General features: G+C 69.0%; 21 protein-coding genes. 18 read left to right on the forward strand and 3 right to left on the reverse strand.

Annotated elements, in window-relative coordinates; genetic code table 11:
* Nucleotides 1-15 precede the first annotated feature (15 nt).
* The gene (locus IU459_RS02945; RefSeq protein ID WP_324198713.1) at nt 16-876 is read right to left on the reverse strand and encodes an NmrA family NAD(P)-binding protein; all 861 of its coding nucleotides are present in this window, start codon (nt 874-876) and stop codon (nt 16-18) included.
* Here IU459_RS02945 and IU459_RS02950 point away from each other — a divergent pair.
* The gene (locus IU459_RS02950; protein WP_324198714.1) at nt 814-1,812 is read left to right on the forward strand and encodes a TetR/AcrR family transcriptional regulator; all 999 of its coding nucleotides are present in this window, start codon (nt 814-816) and stop codon (nt 1,810-1,812) included. The two genes, IU459_RS02945 and IU459_RS02950, sit on opposite strands and share 63 nt — an antisense overlap.
* A 311-nt stretch (nt 1,813-2,123) precedes the next feature.
* Here the strand turns inward: IU459_RS02950 and IU459_RS02955 are convergent, their stop codons facing one another.
* A complete protein-coding gene (locus tag IU459_RS02955) occupies nt 2,124-2,513 on the reverse strand; it encodes a DUF2237 family protein (RefSeq protein WP_019048221.1) in 390 nt (129 codons plus the stop codon).
* Nucleotides 2,514-2,706: 193 nt separating this feature from the next.
* Here IU459_RS02955 and ftsY point away from each other — a divergent pair, with 193 nt between their 5' ends.
* The 13 genes from ftsY to trmD all read left to right on the forward strand — a co-directional run bounded on the left by ftsY (nt 2,707) and on the right by trmD (nt 16,619).
* Nucleotides 2,707-4,212, forward strand: coding sequence for a signal recognition particle-docking protein FtsY (gene ftsY / locus IU459_RS02960; RefSeq protein WP_195127888.1), 1,506 nt, complete (start codon nt 2,707-2,709; stop codon nt 4,210-4,212).
* Between the two features lie 390 nt (nt 4,213-4,602).
* Nucleotides 4,603-5,931, forward strand: coding sequence for an ammonium transporter (locus tag IU459_RS02965; RefSeq protein WP_195128163.1), 1,329 nt, complete (start codon nt 4,603-4,605; stop codon nt 5,929-5,931).
* Between the two features lie 5 nt (nt 5,932-5,936).
* Nucleotides 5,937-6,275 (forward strand): P-II family nitrogen regulator, encoded by a 339-nt coding sequence (locus IU459_RS02970; protein WP_040868325.1) that lies wholly within the window; start codon nt 5,937-5,939, stop codon nt 6,273-6,275.
* A gap of 120 nt (nt 6,276-6,395) precedes the next feature.
* Nucleotides 6,396-8,819: a [protein-PII] uridylyltransferase gene (locus tag IU459_RS02975; protein WP_324198738.1), complete on the forward strand. Its 2,424-nt coding sequence runs from the start codon at nt 6,396-6,398 to the stop codon at nt 8,817-8,819.
* A 164-nt stretch (nt 8,820-8,983) separates the two neighbouring features.
* Nucleotides 8,984-9,268, forward strand: a complete 285-nt coding sequence (locus IU459_RS02980) for a hypothetical protein (RefSeq protein ID WP_195127890.1) — start codon at nt 8,984-8,986, stop codon at nt 9,266-9,268.
* Nucleotides 9,269-9,372: 104 nt separating this feature from the next.
* The gene (gene ffh, locus IU459_RS02985) at nt 9,373-10,935 is read left to right on the forward strand and encodes a signal recognition particle protein (protein WP_195127891.1); all 1,563 of its coding nucleotides are present in this window, start codon (nt 9,373-9,375) and stop codon (nt 10,933-10,935) included.
* A gap of 38 nt (nt 10,936-10,973) precedes the next feature.
* Nucleotides 10,974-12,068 carry an amidohydrolase family protein gene (locus tag IU459_RS02990; protein ID WP_195127892.1) on the forward strand — a complete coding sequence of 365 codons (1,095 nt, stop codon included), beginning with the start codon at nt 10,974-10,976 and terminating at the stop codon, nt 12,066-12,068.
* Between the two features lie 55 nt (nt 12,069-12,123).
* Nucleotides 12,124-13,107: an LLM class F420-dependent oxidoreductase gene (locus IU459_RS02995; protein ID WP_195127893.1), complete on the forward strand. Its 984-nt coding sequence runs from the start codon at nt 12,124-12,126 to the stop codon at nt 13,105-13,107.
* Nucleotides 13,108-13,156: 49 nt separating this feature from the next.
* A complete protein-coding gene (locus tag IU459_RS03000; RefSeq protein ID WP_195127894.1) occupies nt 13,157-13,894 on the forward strand; it encodes a class I SAM-dependent methyltransferase in 738 nt (245 codons plus the stop codon).
* A gap of 751 nt (nt 13,895-14,645) precedes the next feature.
* Nucleotides 14,646-15,080: a 30S ribosomal protein S16 gene (gene rpsP / locus IU459_RS03005; protein ID WP_195127895.1), complete on the forward strand. Its 435-nt coding sequence runs from the start codon at nt 14,646-14,648 to the stop codon at nt 15,078-15,080.
* Entirely contained in the window at nt 15,080-15,322 is a 243-nt protein-coding gene (locus tag IU459_RS03010; protein WP_040780676.1) for an RNA-binding protein, read from the forward strand. Before rpsP ends, IU459_RS03010 begins: the two co-directional genes overlap by 1 nt.
* Nucleotides 15,323-15,847, forward strand: a complete 525-nt coding sequence (rimM, locus tag IU459_RS03015; protein ID WP_195127896.1) for a ribosome maturation factor RimM — start codon at nt 15,323-15,325, stop codon at nt 15,845-15,847.
* Nucleotides 15,848-15,911: 64 nt separating this feature from the next.
* Entirely contained in the window at nt 15,912-16,619 is a 708-nt protein-coding gene (trmD, locus tag IU459_RS03020) for a tRNA (guanosine(37)-N1)-methyltransferase TrmD (RefSeq protein WP_195127897.1), read from the forward strand.
* A 126-nt stretch (nt 16,620-16,745) separates the two neighbouring features.
* Here trmD and IU459_RS03025 read toward each other — a convergent pair whose 3' ends face one another.
* The gene (locus IU459_RS03025) at nt 16,746-17,597 is read right to left on the reverse strand and encodes a helix-turn-helix transcriptional regulator (RefSeq protein WP_195127898.1); all 852 of its coding nucleotides are present in this window, start codon (nt 17,595-17,597) and stop codon (nt 16,746-16,748) included.
* Between the two features lie 100 nt (nt 17,598-17,697).
* On the opposite strand from IU459_RS03025, the gene IU459_RS03030 reads away from it, so the two are divergent.
* From IU459_RS03030 to IU459_RS03045, 4 genes are all read left to right on the forward strand, one after another.
* A complete protein-coding gene (locus IU459_RS03030) occupies nt 17,698-19,332 on the forward strand; it encodes an AMP-binding protein (RefSeq protein WP_195127899.1) in 1,635 nt (544 codons plus the stop codon).
* The gene (locus IU459_RS03035; RefSeq protein ID WP_195127900.1) at nt 19,332-20,969 is read left to right on the forward strand and encodes an AMP-binding protein; all 1,638 of its coding nucleotides are present in this window, start codon (nt 19,332-19,334) and stop codon (nt 20,967-20,969) included. Before IU459_RS03030 ends, IU459_RS03035 begins: the two co-directional genes overlap by 1 nt.
* Nucleotides 20,970-21,072: 103 nt before the next feature.
* The gene (locus IU459_RS03040; RefSeq protein WP_195128164.1) at nt 21,073-23,454 is read left to right on the forward strand and encodes a Tex family protein; all 2,382 of its coding nucleotides are present in this window, start codon (nt 21,073-21,075) and stop codon (nt 23,452-23,454) included.
* A 28-nt stretch (nt 23,455-23,482) separates the two neighbouring features.
* Nucleotides 23,483-24,403: a hypothetical protein gene (locus tag IU459_RS03045; RefSeq protein ID WP_228837283.1), complete on the forward strand. Its 921-nt coding sequence runs from the start codon at nt 23,483-23,485 to the stop codon at nt 24,401-24,403.
* Nucleotides 24,404-24,521: the final 118 nt, after the last annotated feature.

Below are 24,521 nucleotides of genomic sequence, written 5' to 3' on the forward strand. Positions count from 1 at the left end.
TCCGCGCAGCACGGCTCACCGCGCCGAAGTGACCTTTTCGCCGTCCAGCAGCGCTTTGATCTGCGCTGCACCGGTTTCGGCCAGCCAGGTGTCGAATGTCCTCAGGCCGGGGTGGATTTCGCGGATCTCGTCGACGTCGGCGTGCCAGCCGCCGGTGCGGCGCATCAGCCGCCAGGTGTTGCCGATCTCCGTGCCGATCGCTTCCGCCTCCTCCTCGGTGACCTCCTGATAGCGGATTTGGTGCCCGGTGGCCTTGCTGATCGCCTCGGCCGCCGCGGGTGGGGCGAGCGCGTCGCCGGCGAGTTCGAGGACGCGGCCGTGGAAGCGATCCGGATCGGCGAACGCGAGAGCCGCGATGTCGCCGATGTCGGCCAGAGCGATGATCTTCATCGGCCCGGCGGCGGGAAAGAGATGCCGGTGCACGCCGCCGGAGATGCCGTCGACCGGCGAGGTGCGCAGCAGGTAGTTCTCCATGAAGCGCACCGGACGCAGCAGCGTGTATCGGATACCACTGGCGATGATCGCGTCTTCGATGCGCTTCTTGCCCTGCGTGCCCCACGAGGTGTTGTCGCCCATCGACGCGATGCCAGTGAACACGATCTGCTGGACGCCGGCGCGGCGTGCCGCGTCCACGAGCGCCTCGCCGCGCGCGGCTTCCAGTTCCACGTCCCAGCCCTGCGAGCTGTAGGCGGCGGGCGGGACCGCGAACAGCCCGGTGACACCGTCCAGGGCCGCCGACACGGTGTCGGGGGAGTCGAAGTCGCCGACCGCGAGTTCCGCGCCCGCCGCAGACAATTCCCGTGCGGCGGGCGAGTGCGGGTCGCGGACCAGCGCGCGCACCGCACGGTCATCGGCCAGCAACTTGCGGGCAGTCACGCCGCCCTGCTTGCCGGTGGCTCCGGTGACCAGGATGAGATTGTGCTGAGGGGACATGCTTCGCCTTCTCTGCTCGATAGAATCGGGTTTGGTAACCCGGATTCGAACGATACGGGTGGCTCGACCCGATTCAACCGGACGAAAGAGGAAGGCCGTAACGAAATGACCGCATCGTTGGCCCCCGGCACCACGGCGCGCGCCGATGCCCGGCGCAACCGCGCTCTGGTGCTGGCGGCCGCGCAGCGCGCCTTCGCCGAACAGGGAGTCTCCGTGTCGCTCGCCGAGGTCGCCCGGCGCGCCGGCGTCGGCGCGGGCACCGTCTACCGGCACTTTCCGACGAAAGGCGATCTGCTGGAAGCGGTTATGCAGCAGCGCATCGATCGGCTGGCCGAACTCGCCGCCGAACACCTCGGCGCACCCGACGCCGGTACCGCCTTTTTCGACTTCTGCGCTGCGGTGATCGCGACGACGCCGGGCAACCAGGCACTCTGCGACATGGTCCGATCCGATGACGGCTGGCCCCGGGTGCTGGTGCGCAGCGCGGGCGAACGTTTTCACCGAGCACTGTCGGCCCTGCTGGTCGCGGCCCAGCGTGCAGGCGCGGTCCGGGCCGACGTCGAGCTGGAGGACGTGCTGGCGATTTTCACCGGATGCGTTGCGATTCAACAGCTCAGAAAGACGAGCGGCGGTCTCGACCGCACCGCCGCGATCGTGCTGGACGCGCTGCGGCCGCGTCCGGACGGACCGGTCGTAACGAAACAGGACGCGGACGCGGGAAACCGTAACGAATCAGTCGACCGTAACGAAAGCGGTGGCGAGTACTGCCCGATGTGTCACGCGGCGGTTCCCCGGGGCCGGACCGGTCGCCGGGCCACGTACTGCTCGGCGGCGTGCCGCCAAAAGGCGCACCGGCGCCGGGCCGCTGCGGCGCGCTAGCACCAGATGGCGCATTTGTGCCATCTGGCTCTCTGCTGCGCCACGAACCGATCGGAACCCGGCGAGTGTCCCGGTGCGACGGAGGGATGAGACGGCCGTCACAGGCGATCAGGAGAAGGTACGCCGACCGCTACGCAGCCGATCGCGCCGGTCGGCTGCTTCGGCGCAGGAGATGGGCGGCGCGACGCGAGCGACGGGATATGTGGCATCACTCGTGGAGCGGCTGCCCGCTGCGGCCGCTCTTCATCCTCGCGACGGAGAGTGCCGGACAAGGGTCCGGATGCGCGCAGCCCGCACCGCATCAGGGCAGCTCAGAGCAGGTCGCTGACGTCGTCCGGCACGTCGACGGCGTACTTGCGCAGGATGTCCATCGAGATCACTTCCAGGGCGTTCTCGTGCGTGGCGGCCAAGACGACGGGCGCGGCGACACCGTCCTCGTGCGCGTGCAACCACCGCACGGCCACGACGCACCAGCGGTCGCCCGGCTGCAGGCCGGGAAAGTTGTTCTCCGGACGCGGCGTGCTCAGATCGTTGCCGATGGAGGCTTGATGCTCCAGGAACTCCGCCGTGACGACGGTGCACACGGTGTGGCTGCCCAGATCCTCCGGCCCGGTACTGCAGCAGCCGTCCCGGTAGAAGCCGGTGAGAGGATCGGTGCCGCACTCTTCCAGCGGCCCCCCAAGCACGTTTCGATCGGTCACGTCGCCGATCCTATTGTCCCTTCGCGAGAAGTTCCGCAGGACAAGAAATCTCAGGGGCTGTGTCGGTGCCCGCCGAAGCCCGCCCGTGGCTCGGGACGCGCGGTGTTCGCCGAGCGTCTGCCGTGCTCGTGGGGTCGCGACGCGACCGTTCGGTGTGGCTCGGGGCCCGGCCCGTGACGACCGGTCTGCAAGGATGGTTCGCGTGAGTCCCGAAGTCTGGATCCTGATCGCCGCGGTCGCCGCACTGCTGCTGGTGGTGCTTGTCGCCGGTTTCGTCCGGTACAAGCGCGGCCGCGTGTCGCTTGCCCCGCCCGCGCAGGACAAAGAGGTGACCGACCGGTCCGGTGGCTACACCGCGTCCGGCGGATTCAACTTCAGCCGGGGCGGCACCGCTACCGCGCCGCCACCGCTCGAGCGCACCGACACCGAAGGACAGCCGCACATCGGCGACGACGCGGCGATCCCGCGCGACGCGCCCAAGCGCGGGATCACCAACGTGCCACTTCCGGAGGCGGATGTCGCTGAAGCGCCCCCCGCGTCCGGCGGCGCGGCGCCGGCGACGGCGCCCGCCGAGCCCGAGGCCGAACCCCCGACCGCCGAGGCGCCCGCGCCGACCGACAAGGTGGCGACGCCGGAAGACGTGGCCGACACGACCGCGCCCGTCATCGAACCTGCTACCCCGGAGGCTGCGCCCGATACCGCCGCCGCCCCGACGACCGAAGTCGTCGCCCCGGACACCCCCGCGGGCGTGGAGACCGCCGCGGCGCTGGAAGAGATCGCGCCCACCGAGGGCCGCCTGGTCCGGCTGCGCGGACGCCTGTCCCGCTCCCAGAACGCGGTCGGCAAGAGCCTGCTCGGCCTGCTCGGTGGCGGCGACCTGGACGACGAATCGTGGGAGGAGGTCGAGGACACCCTCGTCCTGGCCGACCTCGGCACCGCCAGCACGGCCGCGGTCGTCGCCCGGCTGCGCGCCGAGATGGCGGCGCGTAGCGTCCGCACCACCGACGAGGCTCGTACCGTGCTGCGTGAGGTGCTGATCGAGCAGTTGCGACCGGAGCTGGACCGTTCGGTCCGCGCGCTGCCGCACCCGGATCACCCATCCATCCTGCTGGTGGTCGGCGTGAACGGCACCGGAAAGACCACCACCACCGGCAAGCTGGCCCGGGTGCTGGTCGCCGACGGCCGCCGGGTGCTGCTCGGCGCCGCCGACACCTTCCGCGCCGCGGCCGCCGACCAGCTGCAGACCTGGGGCGAGCGGGTCGGGGCCGACACCGTCCGCGGCCGCGAAGGCGCCGACCCGGCCGCCGTCGCCTTCGACGCGGTGGCCGCGGGCGTCGAGCACGGTGTCGACGTGGTGCTCATCGACACCGCGGGCCGGCTGCACACCAAGACCGGCCTGATGGACGAGCTGGGCAAGGTCAAGCGCGTCGTGGAGAAGAAGGCCGCCGTCGACGAGGTCCTGCTGGTGCTGGACGCCACCGTCGGCCAGAACGGACTGAACCAGGCGCGGGTATTCGCCGAGGTGGTGGACATCACCGGCGTGGTGCTCACCAAGCTGGACGGGACGGCCAAGGGCGGCATCGTCTTCCAGGTCCAGCACGAATTGGGCGTGCCGGTGAAGCTGGTCGGTCTCGGTGAGGGCGCTGACGACCTGGCCCCGTTCGAGCCCGCCGCGTTCGTGGACGCGCTGTTGGGCTGATCCTCCTGGTCCTTCGAAAAGGGTTGAGCCCGCGGCCTTCCGCGTAAGCGGCGCGCCGCGGGCCGGAGTCCGCGCGCCCGCGGTATCGGTGGGAGGCAGGTCACACCCCAAATGTTTGCCGACTCCTCCTCGGCGCTAACGAATGTCCGATTTCGCCGACACGCCGCTCACGGCTTCGGCAAACATCTGGTGTACATCACGAAACGTGGTAGCAACACAGCTGCGCCATCCGTTCACACAGGCGAAACACCACAGCTCAACGGATGAAACACCGAGTGAGGACCCTTCTGTGCAGGTCCATTTGCCGGAATCGGCTGGGCCCGAGATGAGGAGGACATTAAGGTGGCATTTCCGCTTACCGGTGCGCCGGACACCGGTGATACCGCATGGATGCTGGCGAGTTCGGCGCTGGTGTTGCTGATGACACCGGGCCTGGCATTCTTCTACGGCGGCATGGTTCGGTCGAAGAACGTGCTCAACATGATCATGATGAGCATCAGCGCGATGGGCTTGGTCGGCGTGCTGTGGTCGCTGTACGGATACTCGACGGCCTTCGGCGACAACAAGTTCGGCGTGATCGGCGACCCGACGCAGTTCTTCGGCCTGAAGGGCTTGATCGGTGGTAACTCCGTCGCCGAGGTCAAGGACGCGGCCGGCGCCGTCACGACGGAGGCGGTGAACATTCCGCTCGCGGGCACGATTCCGGCGACGGTCTTCGTCGCGTTCCAGCTGATGTTCGCCATCATCACGGTTGCCCTCATCTCGGGCGCTGTCGCCGATCGCCTGAAGTTCAGCGCGTGGCTGCTGTTCGCGGGCATCTGGGCCACGGTGGTCTACTTCCCGGTCGCGCACTGGGTGTTCGACTTCGATGTGAAGGACGCCGACGGCAACGTCGTGCACGAGGGCGGCTGGATCGCCAACGACCTGCTCGCGGTCGACTTCGCCGGTGGCACGGCGGTGCACATCAACGCCGGTGCGGCCGGTCTGGCGCTGGTGCTGGTGCTCGGCAAGCGCAAGGGCTGGCCGACCACGCCGTTCCGCCCGCACAACCTGCCGTTCGTCATGCTCGGCGCCGGTCTGCTGTGGTTCGGCTGGTTCGGATTCAACGCCGGTTCCGCGGTGACCTCGGGCGGCCTCGCCGGTTCGACGTTCATCATCACCACCATCGCGACCTGCGCCGCGATGCTGGCCTGGCTGCTGGTGGAGAAGGTCCGCGACGGCAAGCCCACCTCGCTGGGCGCCGCCTCGGGCATCGTGGCCGGTCTGGTGGCCATCACCCCGTCGTGTTCCTCGGTGAACGTGCTCGGCGCGCTCGCCATCGGCGTGGTCGCGGGCGCGCTGTGCGCCCTCGCGGTGGGCCTGAAGTTCAAGTTCGGCTTCGACGACTCGCTCGACGTGGTCGGCGTGCACCTGGTCGGCGGCATCGTCGGCACCCTGATGGTCGGTTTCGTCGCGGCGCCCGAGGCGGGTGCGGCCAAGACCGGTCTGTTCTACGGCGGCGGTGTCGACCAGCTGTGGCGCCAAGCGGTGGGTGCCGGTGTGGTACTTGCCTTCTCCTTCATCGCGACGCTGATCATTGCCTATATCGTGAAGTTCACCATTGGGCTGCGCGTGAGCGAGGAAGAAGAGTCGGTGGGCTTGGACGAGTCCGAGCACGCGGAAACCGCCTACGACTTCGCCGCTCTGGGTAGCACGGCACGTTCTGCCAAGGAGGCATGACGAACATGAAACTGATCACCGCAATCGTCAAACCGTTTACGCTCGAGGACGTCAAGAGCGGGCTCGAGCAGGCGGGCGTGTTGGGCATGACCGTCAGCGAGGTACAAGGGTACGGCCGCCAGAAGGGGCACACCGAGGTGTACCGCGGCGCCGAGTACTCGGTCGATTTCGTGCCGAAGGTCCGCGTCGAGGTCGTGGTGGACGACGCGTCCGTCGACAAGGTCGTCGAGGTGATCGTTGAGGCGTCCCGGACCGGCAAGATCGGCGACGGCAAGGTCTGGGTCACCCCAGTGGAGTCGATCATCCGGGTGCGGACCGGCGAACGCGGCACCGACGCGCTGTAACGAATCTCGAATAGAGCGGCGGCCCCGCTCCCACCGGAGCTCCCGGTCGGAGCGGGGCCGCACGCGTGAAATGGGCGGTGGGTTGTGGGTAGTCAGCACGAGCACGGCGGTGACCCGAAGGTGACCGAAGAAGTCAACGGCAAGATCTCCAACGCGGCGGCCGACCTGGTCCGCGCACGAACCCAACTGCTCGACGGGGGCCTGCCCCGCAATCCTCGGCTCGACGCGGAGTCGCTGCGACACGCCCTGGTCGACCTCTTCGAACTCTGGCTCACCAGCAAGGGCGCCGAACTGGGCATCACCGCCGACAGCGGTCTGGCCGTGGTGGCGGTCGGCGGTCTGGGCCGCGGCGAGATGCTGCCGTACTCGGATCTGGATCTGATGCTGCTGCACGACGACGTCGACCCCGCCCGGGTCGCCGAGGTCGCCGACCAGCTCTGGTACCCGCTGTGGGACGCGCACATCAAGCTCGACCACAGCGTGCGGACCGTGCCGCAGGCGCTGCGGGTGGCCGCCGACGATCTCATCGCGGCGCTGGGCATGCTCGAAGCCAGGCACATCGTCGGCGACCAGGAATTGAGCAACTTGTTGATCGGCGGCGTACGCCGGGAATGGCGCACCGGAATCCGCAACCGCTTCGACGACCTCATCGCTCAGGCCCAGGCCCGATGGGAGCGCAACGGCGAGATCGCGCACCGCGCCGAGCCCGATCTGAAAAACGGGCGCGGCGGCCTGCGCGACATCCAGCTGCTCGACGCCCTGGCCATCGCCCAGCTCACCGACGCCATGCCCGGCCTCGGGCCGGACGTGCCCGGCGGCGGTTTGAAGCAGGCGCATCGTCGCCTGCTGGACGTGCGCACCGAACTGCACCGGGTCGCCGGCCGCTCCCGCGACCAGCTGCGCGCGCAGGACGCCGACGAGATCGGCGCGGCCCTGCGCATCGGCGACCGCTTCGATCTGGCTCGTACGCTGAGCGATTCGGCGCGCACGGTGAGCTATTCCGTGGACGTCGGGTTGCGCACCGCGGCCAACGCGCTCCCGCGCCGGGGGCTGGCGCGGCTGCGCCGGATGCCGGTGCGCAGGCCACTCGACGAGGGTGTCGTCGAGCATGCCGGTGAGGTCGTGCTCGCCCGCGACGCGCGCCCCCAGCGCGACCCCGGCCTGATCCTGCGGGTGGCGGCGGCCTCGGCGCAGACCGGGCTGCCGATGTCGGCCACCACGCTGAACCGGCTTTCCGAGGACGCGCCGGAGCTGCGCGAGCCGTGGCCCAAAGACGCCCTCAACGACCTGCTGGTCCTGCTCGGCACCGGCCGCGGCGCCATCGACGCGATCGAGGCGCTGGACCGGACCGGCCTGTGGGGCAGGCTCCTTCCGGAGTGGGGCGCCGTGCGCGATCTGCCCCCGCGCGATGTCATGCACACCTGGACTGTCGACCGTCACCTCGTGGAGGCGGTCGCCTACGCCAGCGCGATCAGCACCCGGGTGGCCCGGCCGGACCTGCTGGCTCTCGGCGCGCTGCTGCACGACATCGGCAAGGGCCGCGCAGGCGACCACAGCGTCGTCGGCGCGGAGCTGGCCACCCACATCGGCCGGCGGCTGGGCCTGTGGCCCTCGGACGTGCGCACGCTGAGCGCGGTCGTCCGCCACCATCTGCTGCTGCCGGACACCGCGACCCGGCGCGATCTGACCGACCCAGAGACGGTGCGGTTCGTGGTCGACACACTCGATGGCGATCCCCAGCTGCTGGAGCTGCTGCACACGCTGGCCGAGGCGGATTCGCTGGCCACCGGCCCCGGCGTGTGGGGTGACTGGAAGGCGTCGTTGATCGGCGAGCTGGTCCGGCGCTGCCGGTTGGTGATGGCGGGCGATCCGCTGCCGACGCCGGAGCCCATCGCGCCGGAACTGGTCGAGAAGGCGCGCGCGGGTGGGGTGCACGTCGACCTGAAGCCGGGGGACAGTAAATACACCTATACGGTCACCGTCATCGCACCCGACACCCCGGGCCTCCTCTCCGATGCCGCGGGGGTTCTCGCGTTGCACTCGTTGCGCGTACTGTCTGCGGCAGTGGGCGTCGAAGGCGATTTCGCCGTGGACACTTTCGTCGTCTCGCCCAAATTCGGCGACCCGCCGGATCCGGGGTTGCTGCGCCAGGAACTGATCCGCGCCACCGCTGGTGATCTGGACGTCTCCGCGGCGCTGGCCAAACGCGAGCGTGAGGCGAGCGGCATCGGCCGGGCCCGCTACGCGCAGGCGCCACCCCGGGTGATCTGGTTGGATACTTCGGTGCCCGGCCAAGTGATCCTGGAGCTGCGCGCCGAGGACCGCGTCGGGTTGCTCAGCCGTCTGGCCGCCGAACTGGCGAGCTGTGGGGCGGATGTCCGTTGGGCCAAAGTGGTCACGATGGGGTCGGCGGTGGTCGACAGTTTCTGTCTCGATCTAGGCCAGGAGGAAGCTCCCGCGCGCCGGGAAGCAATCGAGAAAGCGATTCTCGCAGTGGTTCCCAGAACTGCGCCAAAGCCGCCGGAAAACGACGCGACAAACTAAAAATGCGGTTTGACCGGTAATTTGTCCGGTGATCAATCTGTTGCCAGATATTTGCTAGATAACAGCTCCGACCTGGCGGCACGCCCCTACGATCTAGAGCGTCTGGCTATCGCGAGCACGAGGGGAGCAGGTCGGTGGCAATTGAAGTCGTTTCGGCGTCGACAATGACAAGTGACGAGACCACGCACATGGCGCGCTGCGTCGGCGGTGACCGCTGGGTGGTCTCCTGGCTCCCCGGGCGCACCTTGACCGGACGGCAGGCGGTGACCGCGATGACGATCGCGACCACGGTCGCCACCTCGCCCATGCCGAGCACGGCGGAATGGGCCGTCCTCGACAACCTGGCCCTAGAGCTGGGGCTGACCGCCAACGAGGCCGTGTTCATGGTCACCGAGGAGAACCGGGACTACCGCACACCGCCCAAACCGCGCCGTCGCGTGCTCGACTAGCGGACCCGCCGCGCCGGAAAGGACGCACCGCCTGCGCGATGACGCGGGCGATCCCATTACCCTGGGAGAGAATGTGACGTCCCCCGAGATCAGGAGCGCGATCGGTGTTCGAATCCCTGTCCGACCGGCTTACCGGTGCCCTCAAGGATCTGCGTGGTAAGGGGCGTCTGTCACCGGCCGACATCGACGCCACCTGTCGGGAAATCCGCCTCGCCCTGCTCGAGGCCGACGTGGCGCTGCCCGTGGTGCGCGGTTTCATCGGGCGTATCAAGGAGCGGGCCAAGGGCGCGGAGGTCTCCGCGGCGCTGAACCCGGCCCAGCAGGTCGTGAAGATCGTCAACGAGGAGCTCATCGGCATCCTCGGCGGCGAGACCAGACGGCTGAACCTGGCCAAGAATCCGCCGACGGTGATCATGCTCGCCGGTCTGCAGGGTTCCGGTAAGACCACGCTCGCGGGCAAGCTGGCGAAGCTGTTGAAGGGGCAGGGGCATCAGCCGCTGCTGGTGGCCTGTGACCTGCAGCGCCCCGGCGCCGTCACGCAGCTGCAAGTGGTCGGCGAGCGTGCCGGCGTGCCCGTCTACGCGCCGCATCCCGGCACCTCCGTCGGTGGTGGCGATAACCCGCTGGGCATCTCGGCCGCCGACCCGGTGAACGTGGCGAGCGGCGGTGTCGAGGAAGCGCGGCAGAGGCAGTACGACGTCGTCATCGTCGACACCGCGGGTCGCCTCGGTATCGACGAGGAACTGATGCGGCAGGCCGCGGGCATCCGCGACGCCGTGCAGCCGGACGAGACCCTCTTCGTGCTCGACGCGATGATCGGTCAGGACGCGGTCAGCACGGCGGAGGCGTTCCGCGACGGCGTCGGCTTCACCGGCGTGGTGCTCACCAAGCTCGACGGCGACGCCCGCGGTGGCGCGGCGCTGAGCGTCCGCGAGGTCACCGGTGTCCCCATCCTGTTCGCCTCCACCGGCGAGAAGCTGGAGGACTTCGACGTCTTCCATCCGGACCGCATGGCCAGCCGCATCCTCGGCATGGGCGACGTGCTCACCCTGATCGAGCAGGCCGAGCAGGTCTACGACGCCAAGCAGGCCGAGGAGGCCGCGCGCAAGATCGGCAGCGGCGAGCTCACCCTCGAGGACTTCCTCGACCAGATGCTGGCCATCCGCAAGATGGGCCCGATCGGCAACCTGCTCGGCATGCTGCCCGGCGCGGGTCAGATGAAAGACGTGCTCGCCCAGGTCGACGACAAGCAGCTCGACCGCGTGCAGGCGATCATCCGCGGCATGACCCCGGCCGAACGGGAGAACCCGAAGATCATCAACGCGTCGCGCCGGCTGCGCATCGCCAACGGCTCCGGCGTCCAGGTCTCCGAGGTCAACCAGCTCGTCGACCGCTTCTTCGAGGCCAAGAAGATGATGGCGATGATGGGCCGCCAGATGGGGCTGCCCGGCTCCCGCCGCGGCAGTGCGAAGAAGGGCAAGAAAGGCAAGAAGGGCGGCCGCGGCCCGACCCCGCCGAAGGTGCGCGGCGGGTTCCCGGGGATGGGCGGCATGCCGGGGATGCCCGCGGGCATGCCCGACCTGTCCAACATGCCCGCCGGGCTCGATGAGCTGCCTCCTGGTCTGGAGGGCTTCGACATCTCCAAGCTGAAGTTCCCGAAGAAGTAGACCGGTTGGAGGCAGCCGACGACGTCCGGGAGATTGCTGTGCATTTGCGAGGAGTGGTTCTCCCCGACGACGAGGTCTGCGATATCTGGGTGCGGGACGGGCTGGTGTCCTTCGAGCCCGTCCCCGGCGCCGAAACACTGTGCGCCAGCGGGTGGATCGTGCCCGGCCTCGTCGACGCGCACTGCCACGTCGGTATCCGGTACGGCGGAGGCCACGAGGACCGCGCGGGCGCCGTCGCGCAAGCCGAGGTCGAACGCGAGGCCGGTGCGCTGCTGCTGCGCGACGCGGGTTCGCCGATCGACACCCGGTTCATCGACGACCATGATGAACTGCCGCGCATCATCCGCGCCGGCCGCCATATCGCCCGGCCCAAGCGCTACATCCGCGAGCTCGGCATCGAACTCGACGACGAACGCGACCTGCCGGAGATCGTCGCCGAACAGGCCCGCCTCGGCGACGGCTGGGTGAAGATCGTCGGTGACTGGATCGACCGCTCCGTAGGCGACCTGCGCCCGCTGTGGAGCGACGCGATCCTGAAAGAGGCCATCGAGGCCGCGCACGCCCACGGCGCCCGGGTCACCGCGCACGTCTTCGGCGAGGACGCGCTGCCCGGCTTGATCAGCGCGGGCATCGACTGCCTGGAACACGGCACCGGCCTCACCGACGACACCATCGAGATGATGGTCGAGCACGGCACCGCCTTGGTCCCGACCTTGGTCAATATCGACACCTTCCCCGAGATCGCCGACAGTGCGGGCAAATTCCCGGTTTACGCCGCGCACATGCGCGACCTGCACCGCCGGGTACGCGGCACGGTCGCCGCCGCGCACGAGGCGGGCGTGCCCATTTTCGCGGGCACCGACGCCGGCGGTGCCATCCGGCACGGGCGCATCGCCGACGAGATCGCCGCGCTCGGCGCCGCGGGCCTGTCCCGGCACGACGCGCTCGGCGCGGCTTCCTGGGATGCCCGCGGCTGGCTCGGACGACCGGGCATCGAGCCCGGCGCGCCCGCGGATTTCGTTGTCTACCAGCAGGACCCGCGCACCCATCCGGAAGCGCTCACCGCACCGTACGCCGTCGTGCTGCGCGGGCGCGTGTACGGCGGGCGCGGTCCGGTCACCGGTCATCGGTAATTCGTCATTCGCGGCTCACCCGTTCGTTTCCGATCGAAGCGTAAGGTCGGATTTCGTGACCATTCGCCTCGGTTATCAGATGCCCAACTTCAGCTACGGCAAGTCGGTGCGCGAACTGTTCCCGACCGTCATCGCGCAGGCCAGGGAGGCCGAAGCCGCCGGTTTCGACACCGCCTTCGTGATGGACCACTTCTATCAGCTGCCCGGCATCGGCACCCCTGACGAGCCGATGCTCGAGGCGTACACCGCACTCGGCGGCCTCGCCACGGCCACGGAGCGAATCCAGTTGTCGGCCTTGGTAACCGGCAACACCTACCGCAACCCCGCCATGCTCGCCAAGACCGTCACCACGCTGGACGTAGTCAGCGGCGGCCGCGCGGTGCTGGGTATCGGCGCGGGCTGGTTCGAGCTCGAACACCGATCCTTCGGCTACGAGTTCGGCACGTTCACCGATCGCTTCGAGCGGCTAGAGGAGGCGCTGCAGATCATCCAGCCGATGCTGCGCGGCCAGCGCCCCACTTTCGACGGCAAGTGGTACCACGTCGAGAACGCGATGAACGAGCCGCGCGTGCGCGAGGACGTGCCGATCCTGCTCGGCGGCAGCGGCGAGAAGAAGACCTTCCGCCTGGCCGCCCGTTTCGCCGACCACCTCAACCTCATCTGCAACGCTTCCGAGCTGCCGCGCAAGATCGAGGTTCTGCGCGAACGCTGCGCCGAAGCCGGCCGCGACCCGGCGACGTTGGAAACCAGCTACCTGTGCTTCCTGATGGTGGACGAAGACGGCGACCTGGTCCGCAAGCAGCAACAGGATTACTTGAGCCGCATGGGAATCGACCTGTCGGCGCTGTCGGAGTCCGAGCGGAAGCAGACTCCGGCCGACCGCCAGTTCGTCGGCACGCCGGACGAGGTTGCCGAGCAGCTGCGGACTCGCGTTCTCGCCCACGGTGTCGATGGTCTGATCGTCAACATGGTCTTCCAGGGACACGAGCCGGGCGCGGTCGAACTCGTCGGACGCACCCTGGCGCCGCTGGTGGCCTGACGAGCGGGAACCGGACGCGAATGCCGTTGTCGCCGGATACAATCGGCCGATGATAGCCCCTCCGTGGCGCGCGTCGTACGGTGTCGACGCGCCGTCGGTGCTGCTGTTGCTGGGAGTTCTCGCGGTCGGTTACCTGGCCGCCGCACTGGTGGTGGCGCTGTTCCAGCAGCCGCGCCCGAGCCTGCTGCTCCTGCTGATCGGCATCGTGCTCGCCGCGCAGTTCGGGCTGTTCCTGCACGCGACCCTGCGGGGTAAATTCCGGGTCTGGGCGAGTCTGCTCGACGACCTCCAACTTCGCGGCGACGAACTGCTCCTCGACATGGGCTGCGGGCGCGGGGCGGTGCTGCTCGCGGCCGCCCGGCGGCTGCCCGCCGGGCGCGCCGTCGGCCTGGATCTGTGGTGCTCGGCCGATCACTGCGGCAACACGCCGGCCACCGCCGAGCAGAACGCGCTCGCCGAGAACGTCGCCGAACGCATCGAACTGCGCACGGGCGACATGACCCGGATGCCGTTCCCGGACGGCGCGTTCGACGTGGTGGTATCCAGCCTGGCCATTCACACCATCAGGACCGCGCAGGGGCGCGACGACGCCATCCGCGAGGCATGCCGTGTCCTGCGTCCCGGCGGCAAGCTGGTCATCGTCGACATCGGCAATACCCGGCAATACCGCGCCACCCTGGCCGGGAGCGGCGCCACCGGGCTCACCCACCGCGGCCTCGGCTGGCGGATGTGGTGGGGCGGCCCCTGGGTGCCCACCCGCGCCCTGACCGCCACCGCCTCCGGATAGCCCACCGCTTCCCCCGGATCGAGGGTAGTCGAGTGGCGGTTCGAATCAGCACGGCAACCGCCATTCGACTCCCCTCGATGCTCCAGTCTTGCAACGCAACCACAGCCGGTTGACCTGGCTGGAACCGCGGGCGCGGACACCGCTGCGGGAGGTAAGCCGGGTACGGCACTCAACGTGCCCAGCACTGCTCCACTACACCCCACGGAGGGTGCGCTCAACTACGCGGTGCGGCCAGAGATATCTCTGCCCCGGCCAGTTGAGTAATGCCCGCCTACCATTGTTTTCCTCTGGCGGTGCTGGGCGCGTCGGGTGCCGTACCCGGCTTACCTTCCACAGTTGGTCACATCCCGTGGGCTTCCGGCGTGGTCAACCGGCGGTGGTTGCGTTCAGAAATCCCGGGTGAGGGCTTCGCGGAATCGAGGGTAGTCAAATGGTGGCTCTGTTTTGGTCCGAAGCCGCCATTTGACTCCGCTCGATGCTCCAGTCGGCGTCTGTGCCCCACGCTTGGGGTTGCGGCGGAAGAGCCCATGCTCGGGTATGGCGGGGGCGGCGAGGCGTGAACACGGGAACGCGATTTCTGGCGCGATCGTCCCGTCTGGCACAATGGACCACCGTCCTTCCGGACAAGTGTCAGCCCGTCTCCGGTTACGTACCGCGCGGCGGTCACACACTCGAAAACGCAAAACCGGGCTCGCAGACCATGCGGGTCGCCGCATTGCGTCGTGACCAACCAACGAAAGGCAGATCAGCAGTGGCTGTTCGCATCAAGCTCACCCGCCTGGGCAAGATCCGCAACCCGCAGTACCGCGTCGTCGTCGCGGACGCCCGCACCCGCCGGGACGGCCGGGCCATCGAGTCCATCGGCAAGTACCACCCGAAGGAAGAGCCGTCGCTCATCGAGATCGACTCCGAGCGCGTGCAGTACTGGCTGGGTGTCGGCGCGCAGCCGACCGAGCCGGTTCTCCAGCTGCTGAAGATCACCGGTGACTGGCAGAAGTTCAAGGGCATCGACGGCGCCGAGGGCACCCTGAAGGTCAAGCCGGCGAAGCCGTCGAAGCTGGATCTGTTCAACGCCGCGCTGGCCGCCGCCGACAACGAGCCGGTCGCCGAGGCGGTCACCCCCAAGAAGAAGGCCGCCAAGAAGGACGCCGAAGAGGGCGCCGAGGCAGCTGAGGCCGCCGAGTAATGAGCGCCGTAGTCGCCGATGCCGTCGAGCACTTGGTGCGCGGCATCGTCGCCAACCCCGACGACGTCCGCGTCCATCTGATCACCGGTCGCCGCGGACGCACGGTCGAGGTGCACGTTCATCCCGATGACCTGGGCAAGGTGATCGGCCGCGGCGGACGCACCGCGACCGCGCTGCGCACCCTCGTCGCCGGTATCGGCGGCCGGGGCATCCGGGTCGACGTGGTCGACACCGACCAGTAGATGGAACTCGTCGTCGGACGGGTCGCCAAGGCGCACGGTGTGCGCGGCGAACTTGTCGTCGAGGTGCGCACGGACGAGCCCGAGGAGCGGTTCGCGCCCGGCGCCACGCTGCGCGGCCGACTGCCGCGCACCGACGATGTCCGCGACTTCACCGTGGAGTCGGCCCGGGAGCACTCGGGCCGGCTCCTGGTGTTTCTCGCCGGAGTCGCCGACCGCACCGCGGCGGACGCGCTGCGCGGCACGCTGCTGATGGTCGACAGCGCGGATCTGCCTCCGTCGGAGGATCCGGACGAGTTCTACGACTACCAGCTGGAAGGGCTGGAGGTCCGGCTCACCGACGAGACCGTGGTCGGGTCCGTGCGCGAGGTGCTGCATTCCGCGGCGGGAGAGTTGCTCGCGGTGCGTGCCGCCGACGACGGGCGCGAGATCCTGATCCCGTTCGTCACCGCGATCGTGCCCACCGTGTCGATCGCCGACGGTGTGATCGTCATCGATCCGCCCGAGGGCTTGCTCGACCCGGAATGAGGCGCTGGAGGACCCGATCGCGCGGCGCCCGCCCGGCTCGTGGCCGCGGCGACAGGAGACAGGCATGAGAATCGACGTCGTCACCATCTTCCCCGAGTATCTGGAGCCGCTGCGCACGGCGCTGCTCGGCAAGGCGATCGACAAGGGGCTGATCTCCCTGACGGTGCACGACCTGCGCGGTTGGACGCATGACGTGCACAAGTCGGTGGACGACGCGCCCTACGGCGGCGGGCCCGGCATGGTCATGAAGCCGACCGTCTGGGGTGACGCGCTCGACGAGGTCTGCCCCGACGAGGCGCTGCTCGTCGTCCCCACGCCGGCTGGCGTGCCGTTCACCCAGGCCACCGCGCACCGCTGGGCCGCCGAGCAGCACCTCGTCTTCGCCTGCGGTCGCTACGAGGGCATCGACCAGCGCGTCTTCGACGACGCCGCCCGCCGGGTGCGCGTCGAGGAGGTCAGCATCGGCGACTACGTGCTGATCGGCGGCGAGGCGGCGGTGCTGGTGATGACCGAGGCCGTGGTCCGGCTGCTGCCCGGCGTGCTCGGCAACCAGCAGTCCCACCAAGAGGATTCGTTCTCCGACGGACTGCTCGAAGGTCCCAGCTACACCCGCCCGGTCTCCTGGCGCGGACTCGAGGTCCCGCCGATCCTGCTCTCCGGCGACCACGCGAAGGTGGCGGCCTGGCGCCGCGAGCAATCCCTCGCCCGTACCCGCGAACGCCGCCCGGACCTGCTCGCCGATCACGACAGGGAGTCCGGACTCCAGTCGTAGGCGGAGTCGCCGGACGTCGACCTCACACTGAGCCGACGCCCGCCGGCACCCGTTTCGAACTGCACCATTGGGCGACCCAGCAGGGGGCACAGACGGTGCTGAGACATAAGACCCGCTGTCCGATTCTCACGGCAGCAGCCCGTGGCGGCGCGCCGCCACCACCGCCTCGTGCCGGGAATGGGCGTCCAGTTTCACCATCGCATTGCGGAGGTAGCTCTTCACGGTCTCCGGTCGGAGCGAGAGGCGTTGGGCCGCTTCCTGATTCGTGCAGCCAAGGGCTATCTGGGACAGCACGTCGAGTTCGCGGCGGGACAGCCGCGGACTGTCGGGGTGCGATTCGCCGACCAAGACGCGGGTGAGTCGTTCACACACCGCGTGCAGGCGTCCGCGCAACCGGTCGTCGTCGGCGGAGCGCGCCATGCCGCGGAGTTCGGCGTGGATGTCGCGGAGTTCCTCGGTGACGGCCGGCGCGGTACCGGCCGCCGGCGTGGCCAGCTCCAGCATCCGCACCCGGCGGTCGACTTCGTCGCGAATGGCGATCTCGGTAGCCAGGCGGCGACCGGCCTGGACGACGAGATCCGCGGTGCGATCACCCAGCGGCGCCGCGCCCCGGGTGGCGGCATAGAGCACCGCGCGGGAGCGCTGGTCCACGACCACCGGGACCGCGAGCACGGACCGGATGCCTTCACCGGAGACCGGCCCGTCGTAGTCGGGGGTGATCGAGGACGACGTGCGGTAGTCCGCCACCACGGCGGGCCGCCCCGAATCCATCACCCGGCCGCCCAGCCCCGACGTGCGCACGACCGCCAACCCGCGCAGCCCGTTGGTGAGCGTGCCGACGAACTCCGACAGCAGCAGGGCGTCGCCGTGCACTTCGCCGCCGAAGGCCACCGGCACGCCCGCGGTGCTCGCCACCCAGCGGATCTCGGCACGTAACGCGTCGGCGTCGCGCGGACGCAGCAGCGCGGTGTGGGTCACGGGGACTCACCCCTTTTCGGGGGTAGTGGCCGGCGGGATGTGACCCACATCCTATTGCACACCCGGGTGGAGCTGGATCACAGACAGAGGAGAACCGAAGATGGGCACCGATACCGATCAGCGGGTGCGCGAGCTGCTGGACTGTTACGACCGCGCGGACGCGTCGGCGGCGGACCTGCTGTGTGATCGGCACCCGGCCGACCGGGTGGCCTTCACGATCGTCGAGGCAGACCTGTCTTCGACCGACCTCACCTATGGCGAGCTGCGCGAACGCTCGGCCCGATTCGCCGCCGCACTCGCCGGACTCGGCGTCGAGCCGGGCGACCGGGTCGCCACGTTGATGGCGAAGTCGGCGGACCTGGTGGTGGCGCTGCTCGGCATCTGGCGCCGCGGTGCGGTACACGTCCCGCTGTTCACCGCGTTCGCACCGCCCGCCATCGCGCTGCGGCTGGATGCCGCCGAGGTCTCCCTCGTCGTCGCCGACTCGGATCAGGCGCCGAAACTGGCGCCAGGTCCGGATCTGCCCGCGGACCCGTCCTGGCGGCTGATCGTGTCGGGCGCCGAAATCCCGGACGTCGCGCTGCGGATGGCCGATCTGCTCGAGCGCCATTCGGCAACCCACCCGCAAGCTCGCCCGGTCGCGGTCGGCGGCGACGGCCTGCTGGTCCAGCTGTTCACCAGCGGCACCACCGGCACGCCCAAAGGCGTCCCGATTCCCCTGCGCGCGCTCGCCTCCTTCCACGCCTACCAGGAGTTCGCGCTGGACGTCCGGCCCGGCGACGTGTTCTGGAACGCCGCCGACCCGGGCTGGGCCTACGGCCTCTACTACGCCATCCTCGGCCCGCTGGCCACCGGCATCCGCAGCATCTTGCTGCACGCGGGCTTCTCCGCTCCGCTGACCTGGCAGGTGCTGGAGACCTTCGGCGTAACCAATTTCGCGGCCGCGCCAACGGTGTATCGCGCGCTGCGCGCCGAAAGCGCCGCGCCGCCGGTGCACTCCCGGTTGCGTCGCGCCTCCTCGGCGGGCGAGCCGCTGACGCCCGAGGTCGTGGCCTGGTCGACGGAATACCTGGGCGTCGCGGTGCGCGACCACTACGGGCAGACCGAGCACGGCATGGTCATCTGCAATGCCTGGCACGAAGACCTCGACACCGAGACTCCCGCGGGCTCGATGGGGCGCACACTGCCGGGCTGGTCCTGCGCGGTCCTCGCCGAAGACGCCGACACCATCGCTCCCACCGGCGCATTGGGCCGGGTCGCCATCGACACTGAGCACAGTCCGCTGCTGTGGTTCCTCGGCTACCTCGACGCCCCGGAACGCACCGCACAGCGCTACACCGCCGACGGCCGCTGGTATCTGACCGGCGATGCGGGCTCTCAGGACGCGGACGGCTTCTTCCACTTCTCCGCCCGCGACGACGACGTGATCATCATGGCGGGCTACCGCATCGGCCCGTTCGAAGTGGAGAGCGTCCTCCTGCTGCACGAGCAGGTCGCCGAGGCCGCCGTGGTCGGCATGCCGGACGACCTGCGCGGCGAGGTCCTGGAGGCGTTCGTCGTACTGCGCGACGGCGCCGAGGGCAGCCCCGAGCTGAAGTCCGAACTGCAGAGCTTGGTGAAACGGAAGTTCGCCGCGCACGCCTACCCGCGCAGAGTGCACTTCGTATCGAGCCTGCCGAAGACACCCAGTGGCAAGGTGCAGCGATTCGTGCTGCGGCAGGGAGGAATTCGGTGATGTCGTCGCACGAGCTGTCTCTGCCCAGCTACGCTTCCGGCGTTTCCGACGTCCCGCTGCTCGGCGACACCATCGGCGGCAACCTCGCCCGCACCGTCGCGGCGTTCCCGGATCGAGAAGCGCTGGTGGACCGTCCGTCCGGACGCCGCTGGAGCTACAGCGAACTCGGTGCGGCGGTCGACGCTCTGGCCAGTGGCCTCGCCGATCGCGGCATCGGCAAAGGGGACCGGGTCGGCATCTGGGCGCCGAACTGCGCGGAATGGTTTCTCGTGCAGTTCGCCACGGCGCGGATCGGCGCGATCCTGGTCAACATCAACCCGGCCTACCGCACCAGCGAACTGGAGTACGTGCTCCGTCAGGCAGGTGTGCGGATGCTCGTGGCGGCCGAGCGGTTCAAGTCCTCCGACTACGTCGCGATGATCGAGCAGGTACGACTGAACTGTGTAGCGCTGGAGCAGGTTCTCATACTGGGCACGCCCGAGTGGGACGCGCTGACTCGCACCGTGATCGACGCCGACCGGCTCACGGCGCTCGCCGCGCTGCTGTCGACCGATGACCCGATCAACATCCAATACACCTCGGGCACAACCGGTTTTCCGAAGGGCGCCACGCTCAGCCACCACAACATCCTGAACAACGGTTATTTCGTCGGCGAGCTGTGCGGTTACACCGAACACGACCGGATCTGCGTTCCGGTGCCGTTCTATCACTGCTTCGGCATGGTGATGGGCAACCTCGCGAGCACGAGTCACGGTGCGGCCATCGTGATTCCGGCGCCATCCTTCGATCCGAAGGTGACTCTGGCCGCGGTCGAGGCCGAGCGCTGCACTTCCCTGTATGGCGTGCCGACGATGTTCATCGACATGCTCACCGAACTGGATTCGGTCACCATGGATCTGGCCGGCCTGCGCACCGGGATCATGGCCGGCTCGCCGTGCCCGGTCGAGGTGATGAAGCGGGTGATCGACCGGATGGGCATGGACGAGGTATGCATTTGTTACGGCATGACGGAGACCTCACCGGTCTCGACACAGACCCGCCGCGATGACAGCATCGACCGGCGTACCGCCACGGTCGGCCGGGTCGGGCCGCACCTGGAGGTCAAGATCATCGACCCCGCAACGGGTCTGACGGTGCCGCGCGGCGAACCCGGCGAGCTGTGTACCCGCGGCTACTCGGTGATGCTCGGCTATTGGGACAACCCGGATAAAACCGCCGAAGCGATAGACGCCGCCCGCTGGATGCACACCGGCGACATCGGCGTGATGGACGACGACGGATACCTGGCCATCACCGGACGGATCAAGGACATGGTGATCCGCGGCGGCGAGAACATCTATCCGCGCGAGATCGAGGAATTCCTCTACACCCACCCCGACATCCTCGACGCCCAGGTGATCGGCGTGCCGGACCCGAAGTACGGCGAGGAGCTCATGGCGTGGATCCGGATGCGCGAGGGCGCAACGCCATTGGACGCGGCCGCGCTGCGTGAGTTCTGCACCGGCAAGCTGGCGCACTTCAAGATCCCGCGCTATGTGCACGTGGTCGAGGAGTTCCCCATGACGGTCACCGGCAAGATCCGCAAGGCCGAAATGCGAGAGCTGTCCCGGCGGATACTCGGCCTGGGCGACAGCTGATGTGGACCGGTTCACCTGGGCGTGGACAGCGTGTCAGGTGGCGACTGTAGTGTCTCCCAACGTGACGACAGCGCCCGAGACTTCCAGTGCAGAGTCCAACACCGTGCTCCCTCCCGCGCCGCCGCCTTCCGTCGCCGCGGCCGGAGCCAGCGTGACCCGTCGCATCGCCGAGGAGCTCGCGGTGCGCGAGACCCAGGTCCGCGCCGCCGTCGAGCTGCTCGACGCGGGCTCGACGGTGCCCTTCATCGCGCGCTACCGCAAGGAGGTCACCGGCGGTCTGGACGACGCGCAGCTGCGCCAGCTCGACGAGCGCCTGCACTACCTGCGCGAACTCGACGAGCGCCGGGCCGCGATCATCGAATCGATCCGCGGCCAGGGCAAACTCGACGACGCGCTGCACCAGCAGATCCTGCTCGCCGAGACCAAAGCCCGGCTCGAGGACATCTACCTGCCCTACAAGCCGAAGCGGCGCACCAAAGCGCAGATCGCGCGCGAGGCGGGGCACGAGCCGGTGGCCGACGCGCTGATCGGCGATCCGAACACCGATCCGGCGCAGTACAGCGCCGAGCAGCTCGACGGAGCGCGCGCCATCCTGGTCGAGCGCTTCGCCGAGGACGCCGACCTGGTCGGCGAACTGCGCGAGCTGATGTGGAACCGCGGGCAGGTCACCTCGACCGTGCGTGCGGGCAAGGAGGAGTCGGGCGCGAAGTTCGCCGACTACTTCGAGTTCAGCGAGCCGTTCGACAAGCTGCCCTCCCATCGCGTCCTGGCGCTGCTGCGCGGCGAGAAGGAGGAGGTGCTGACCCTGCACCTCGAGCCGGACACCGAGGAGCCGGAGCCGGGTCAGCGCACCATCTACGAGGGCCGCATCGCCGCCCGCTTCGGCATCGCCGACCGGGGCCGCCCCGCCGATTCCTGGCTGCTGGACACCGTGCGCTGGGCTTGGCGCACCAAACTGCAGGTCAGCCTCGGCATCGACACCAGGATGCGGCTGCGTCAGGCCGCCGAGAAGGACGCGGTCGACGTGTTCGCCGCGAACCTGCGTGACCTGCTGCTCGCCGCTCCCGCGGGCACCCGCACGACCATGGGCCTCGACCCCGGCTACCGCACCGGCGTGAAGGTCGCGGTGGTCGACGCCACCGGCAAGGTGGTCGCCACCGAGGTGATCTACCCGCACAAGCCGCAGGGCCAGACCGAGAAGTCGCTCGCGGTGCTGGGCGCGCTGGTCGCCCGGTTCGGCGTCGAGCTCATCGCGATCGGCAACGGCACCGCGTCACGCGAGACCGATGCCCTTGCCGCTGAACTGATCTCGCGCATTCCGGAGAACAAGCCCACCAAGATCGTGGTGTCCGAAGCGGGCGCCTCGGTGTACTCCGCCTCGGCCTACGCCTCCCAGGAACTGCCCGACCTGGACGTCTCCCTGCGCGGCGCGGTGTCGATCGCGCGGCGGCTGCAGGACCCGCTGGCCGAGCTGGTGAAGATCGACCCGAAGTCCATCGGGGTCGGCCAGTACCAGCACGACGTGTCCGAATCCCTGTTGGCGCGGTCGCTGGGCGCGGTCGTCGAGGACGCGGTGAACGCGGTCGGCGTGGACGTGAACACGGCCTCGGTTCCGCTGCTGTCGCGGGTGTCGGGTATCGCCGGGTCGGTGGCGGAAAGCATTGTCGCGCACCGGGATCAAAACGGCCCGTTCCGCAGCAGGACCGCGCTGCTCGACGTGCCGCGCCTGGGACCGAAGGCGTTCGAGCAGTGCGCGGGCTTCCTGCGCATCCGCGGAGGCGACGACCCACTGGACACCTCCGCCGTGCATCCCGAGGCGTACCCGGTGGTGCGGCGCATCCTCGAATCCACCGGGCGCGGCGTCGCGGAGATCATCGGCAACACCTCGGTGCTGCGCGCGCTGCGCGCCGACAACTTCACCGACGAGCGGTTCGGTGTCCCGACCGTCACCGACATCATCGCCGAGCTGGAAAAGCCCGGCCGAGACCCGCGGCCGGAGTTCAAGACCGCGGAGTTCGCCGCGGGCGTGGAAAAGGTCGCCGACCTGAAGCCGGGCATGGTGCTCGAGGGCGTGGTGACGAACGTGGCCGCCTTCGGCGCTTTCGTCGACGTGGGTGTCCACCAGGACGGGCTGGTGCACGTCTCGGCCATGTCGCACAACTTCGTGAAGGATCCGCGTGAGGTGGTCAAATCCGGCGACGTGGTCAAGGTGAAGGTGCTCGAGGTGGACGTGGCGCGTCAGCGCATCGGTCTGTCCTTGCGTCTCGACGACGAGCCCGGCGTGCCTGGGAAGGGCGGCGACAAGCAGCGTGGCCAGGGCGGCCGATCCGGCGGCGAGCAGCGGCAGCGGCAGAATGGCCAGAACAGGCAACAGGGCCAGGGCCGTAACCAGGGACAGGGGCGCGGAGGAAACCAGCGTCGCAATGCGCCCCCGCCGAGCGGTGCGATGGCCGACGCGTTGCGCAGGGCGGGTTTCGGCCAGTAGTCCTGCGCACGGGAGGGAGTAGGCGGGCATGCGACGGTGGCTCCAGGAGGACGTGATCGCCCAAGGGCGGCTGCCGTTGCTGTGCTTCCTCCTCGGGTTCATCGTCGGCTTCCTGTTCATCCGGCTCAGCGTCCGGTTGATCCGGGCGCGGGTGCGCTGGTGGCCAGGGAATCTGCGCGCCGGTGACACCCACATCCATCACATGGTGTTCGGGGTGATCCTGGTACTCGTGTCCGGCATCGGCATGGTCACGCTGTACCAGACCGCGGACACGGCGACGGCCAGCGCGCTCGCCGCGGCCTTCGGCGTCGGCGCCGCGCTGGTCCTCGACGAGTTCGCGCTGATCTTCTACTTGCGCGACGTGTACTGGGAGGAACAGGGACGCACGTCGGTCGACGCGGTGTTCGTCGCGTTGGCGGTGACCGGATTGCTGCTGCTCGGCTTCCACCCGCTGTGGTTGCTGGACATCAACGATTTCCGGCGCGATCCGAGCATCGAAGTGCGCGTCTTCGTCGTCGTGTTCGCGGTGGTGAACCTAGCGCTGGCCGCGATCGTCATCGCCAAAGGCAAGATCTGGACCGGGCTGTTCGGCATGTATTTCCTGCCGCTGCTGGTCGTCGGCGCGCTGCGGCTCAGCCGTCCTGGCGCGCCCTGGGCGCGCTGGCGTTACACCGACCGCAGGCGGCTGATGTACCGGGCCATCGTCCGGGAACGGCGATATCGCCGTCCGGTCATCCGTGCCAAGATCTTCGTCCAAGACTTGGTCGCTGGGAAACCGGATGTCGACCATGTCCGCACGGCGGCGGAGGCGGAACTCACCCGCACGGTGGTTCCCGCGCCGCCGGCGCCGCACGGCCACCACTCGCTGTGGCATGCCGACCACAACGGGCTGAAATCGCCCGGTCCACCGCCCACTCAGGACGCGATCTCCGGCGAGCCGAATCACTGACCGGCCGGGCCGAGCGGAACCGTTCGCGTTTGCCGCACCAGCGGGGAGCAGGTCGTACGCCAGGTCACTCGTGGCGTAAGCGATGTTCCGCCTTCGCTCCGGTCATGCGCATGCTGAA

It is taken from the genome of Nocardia amamiensis (genome assembly GCF_015477605.1).
Lineage (GTDB): Bacteria > Actinomycetota > Actinomycetes > Mycobacteriales > Mycobacteriaceae > Nocardia > Nocardia amamiensis_A.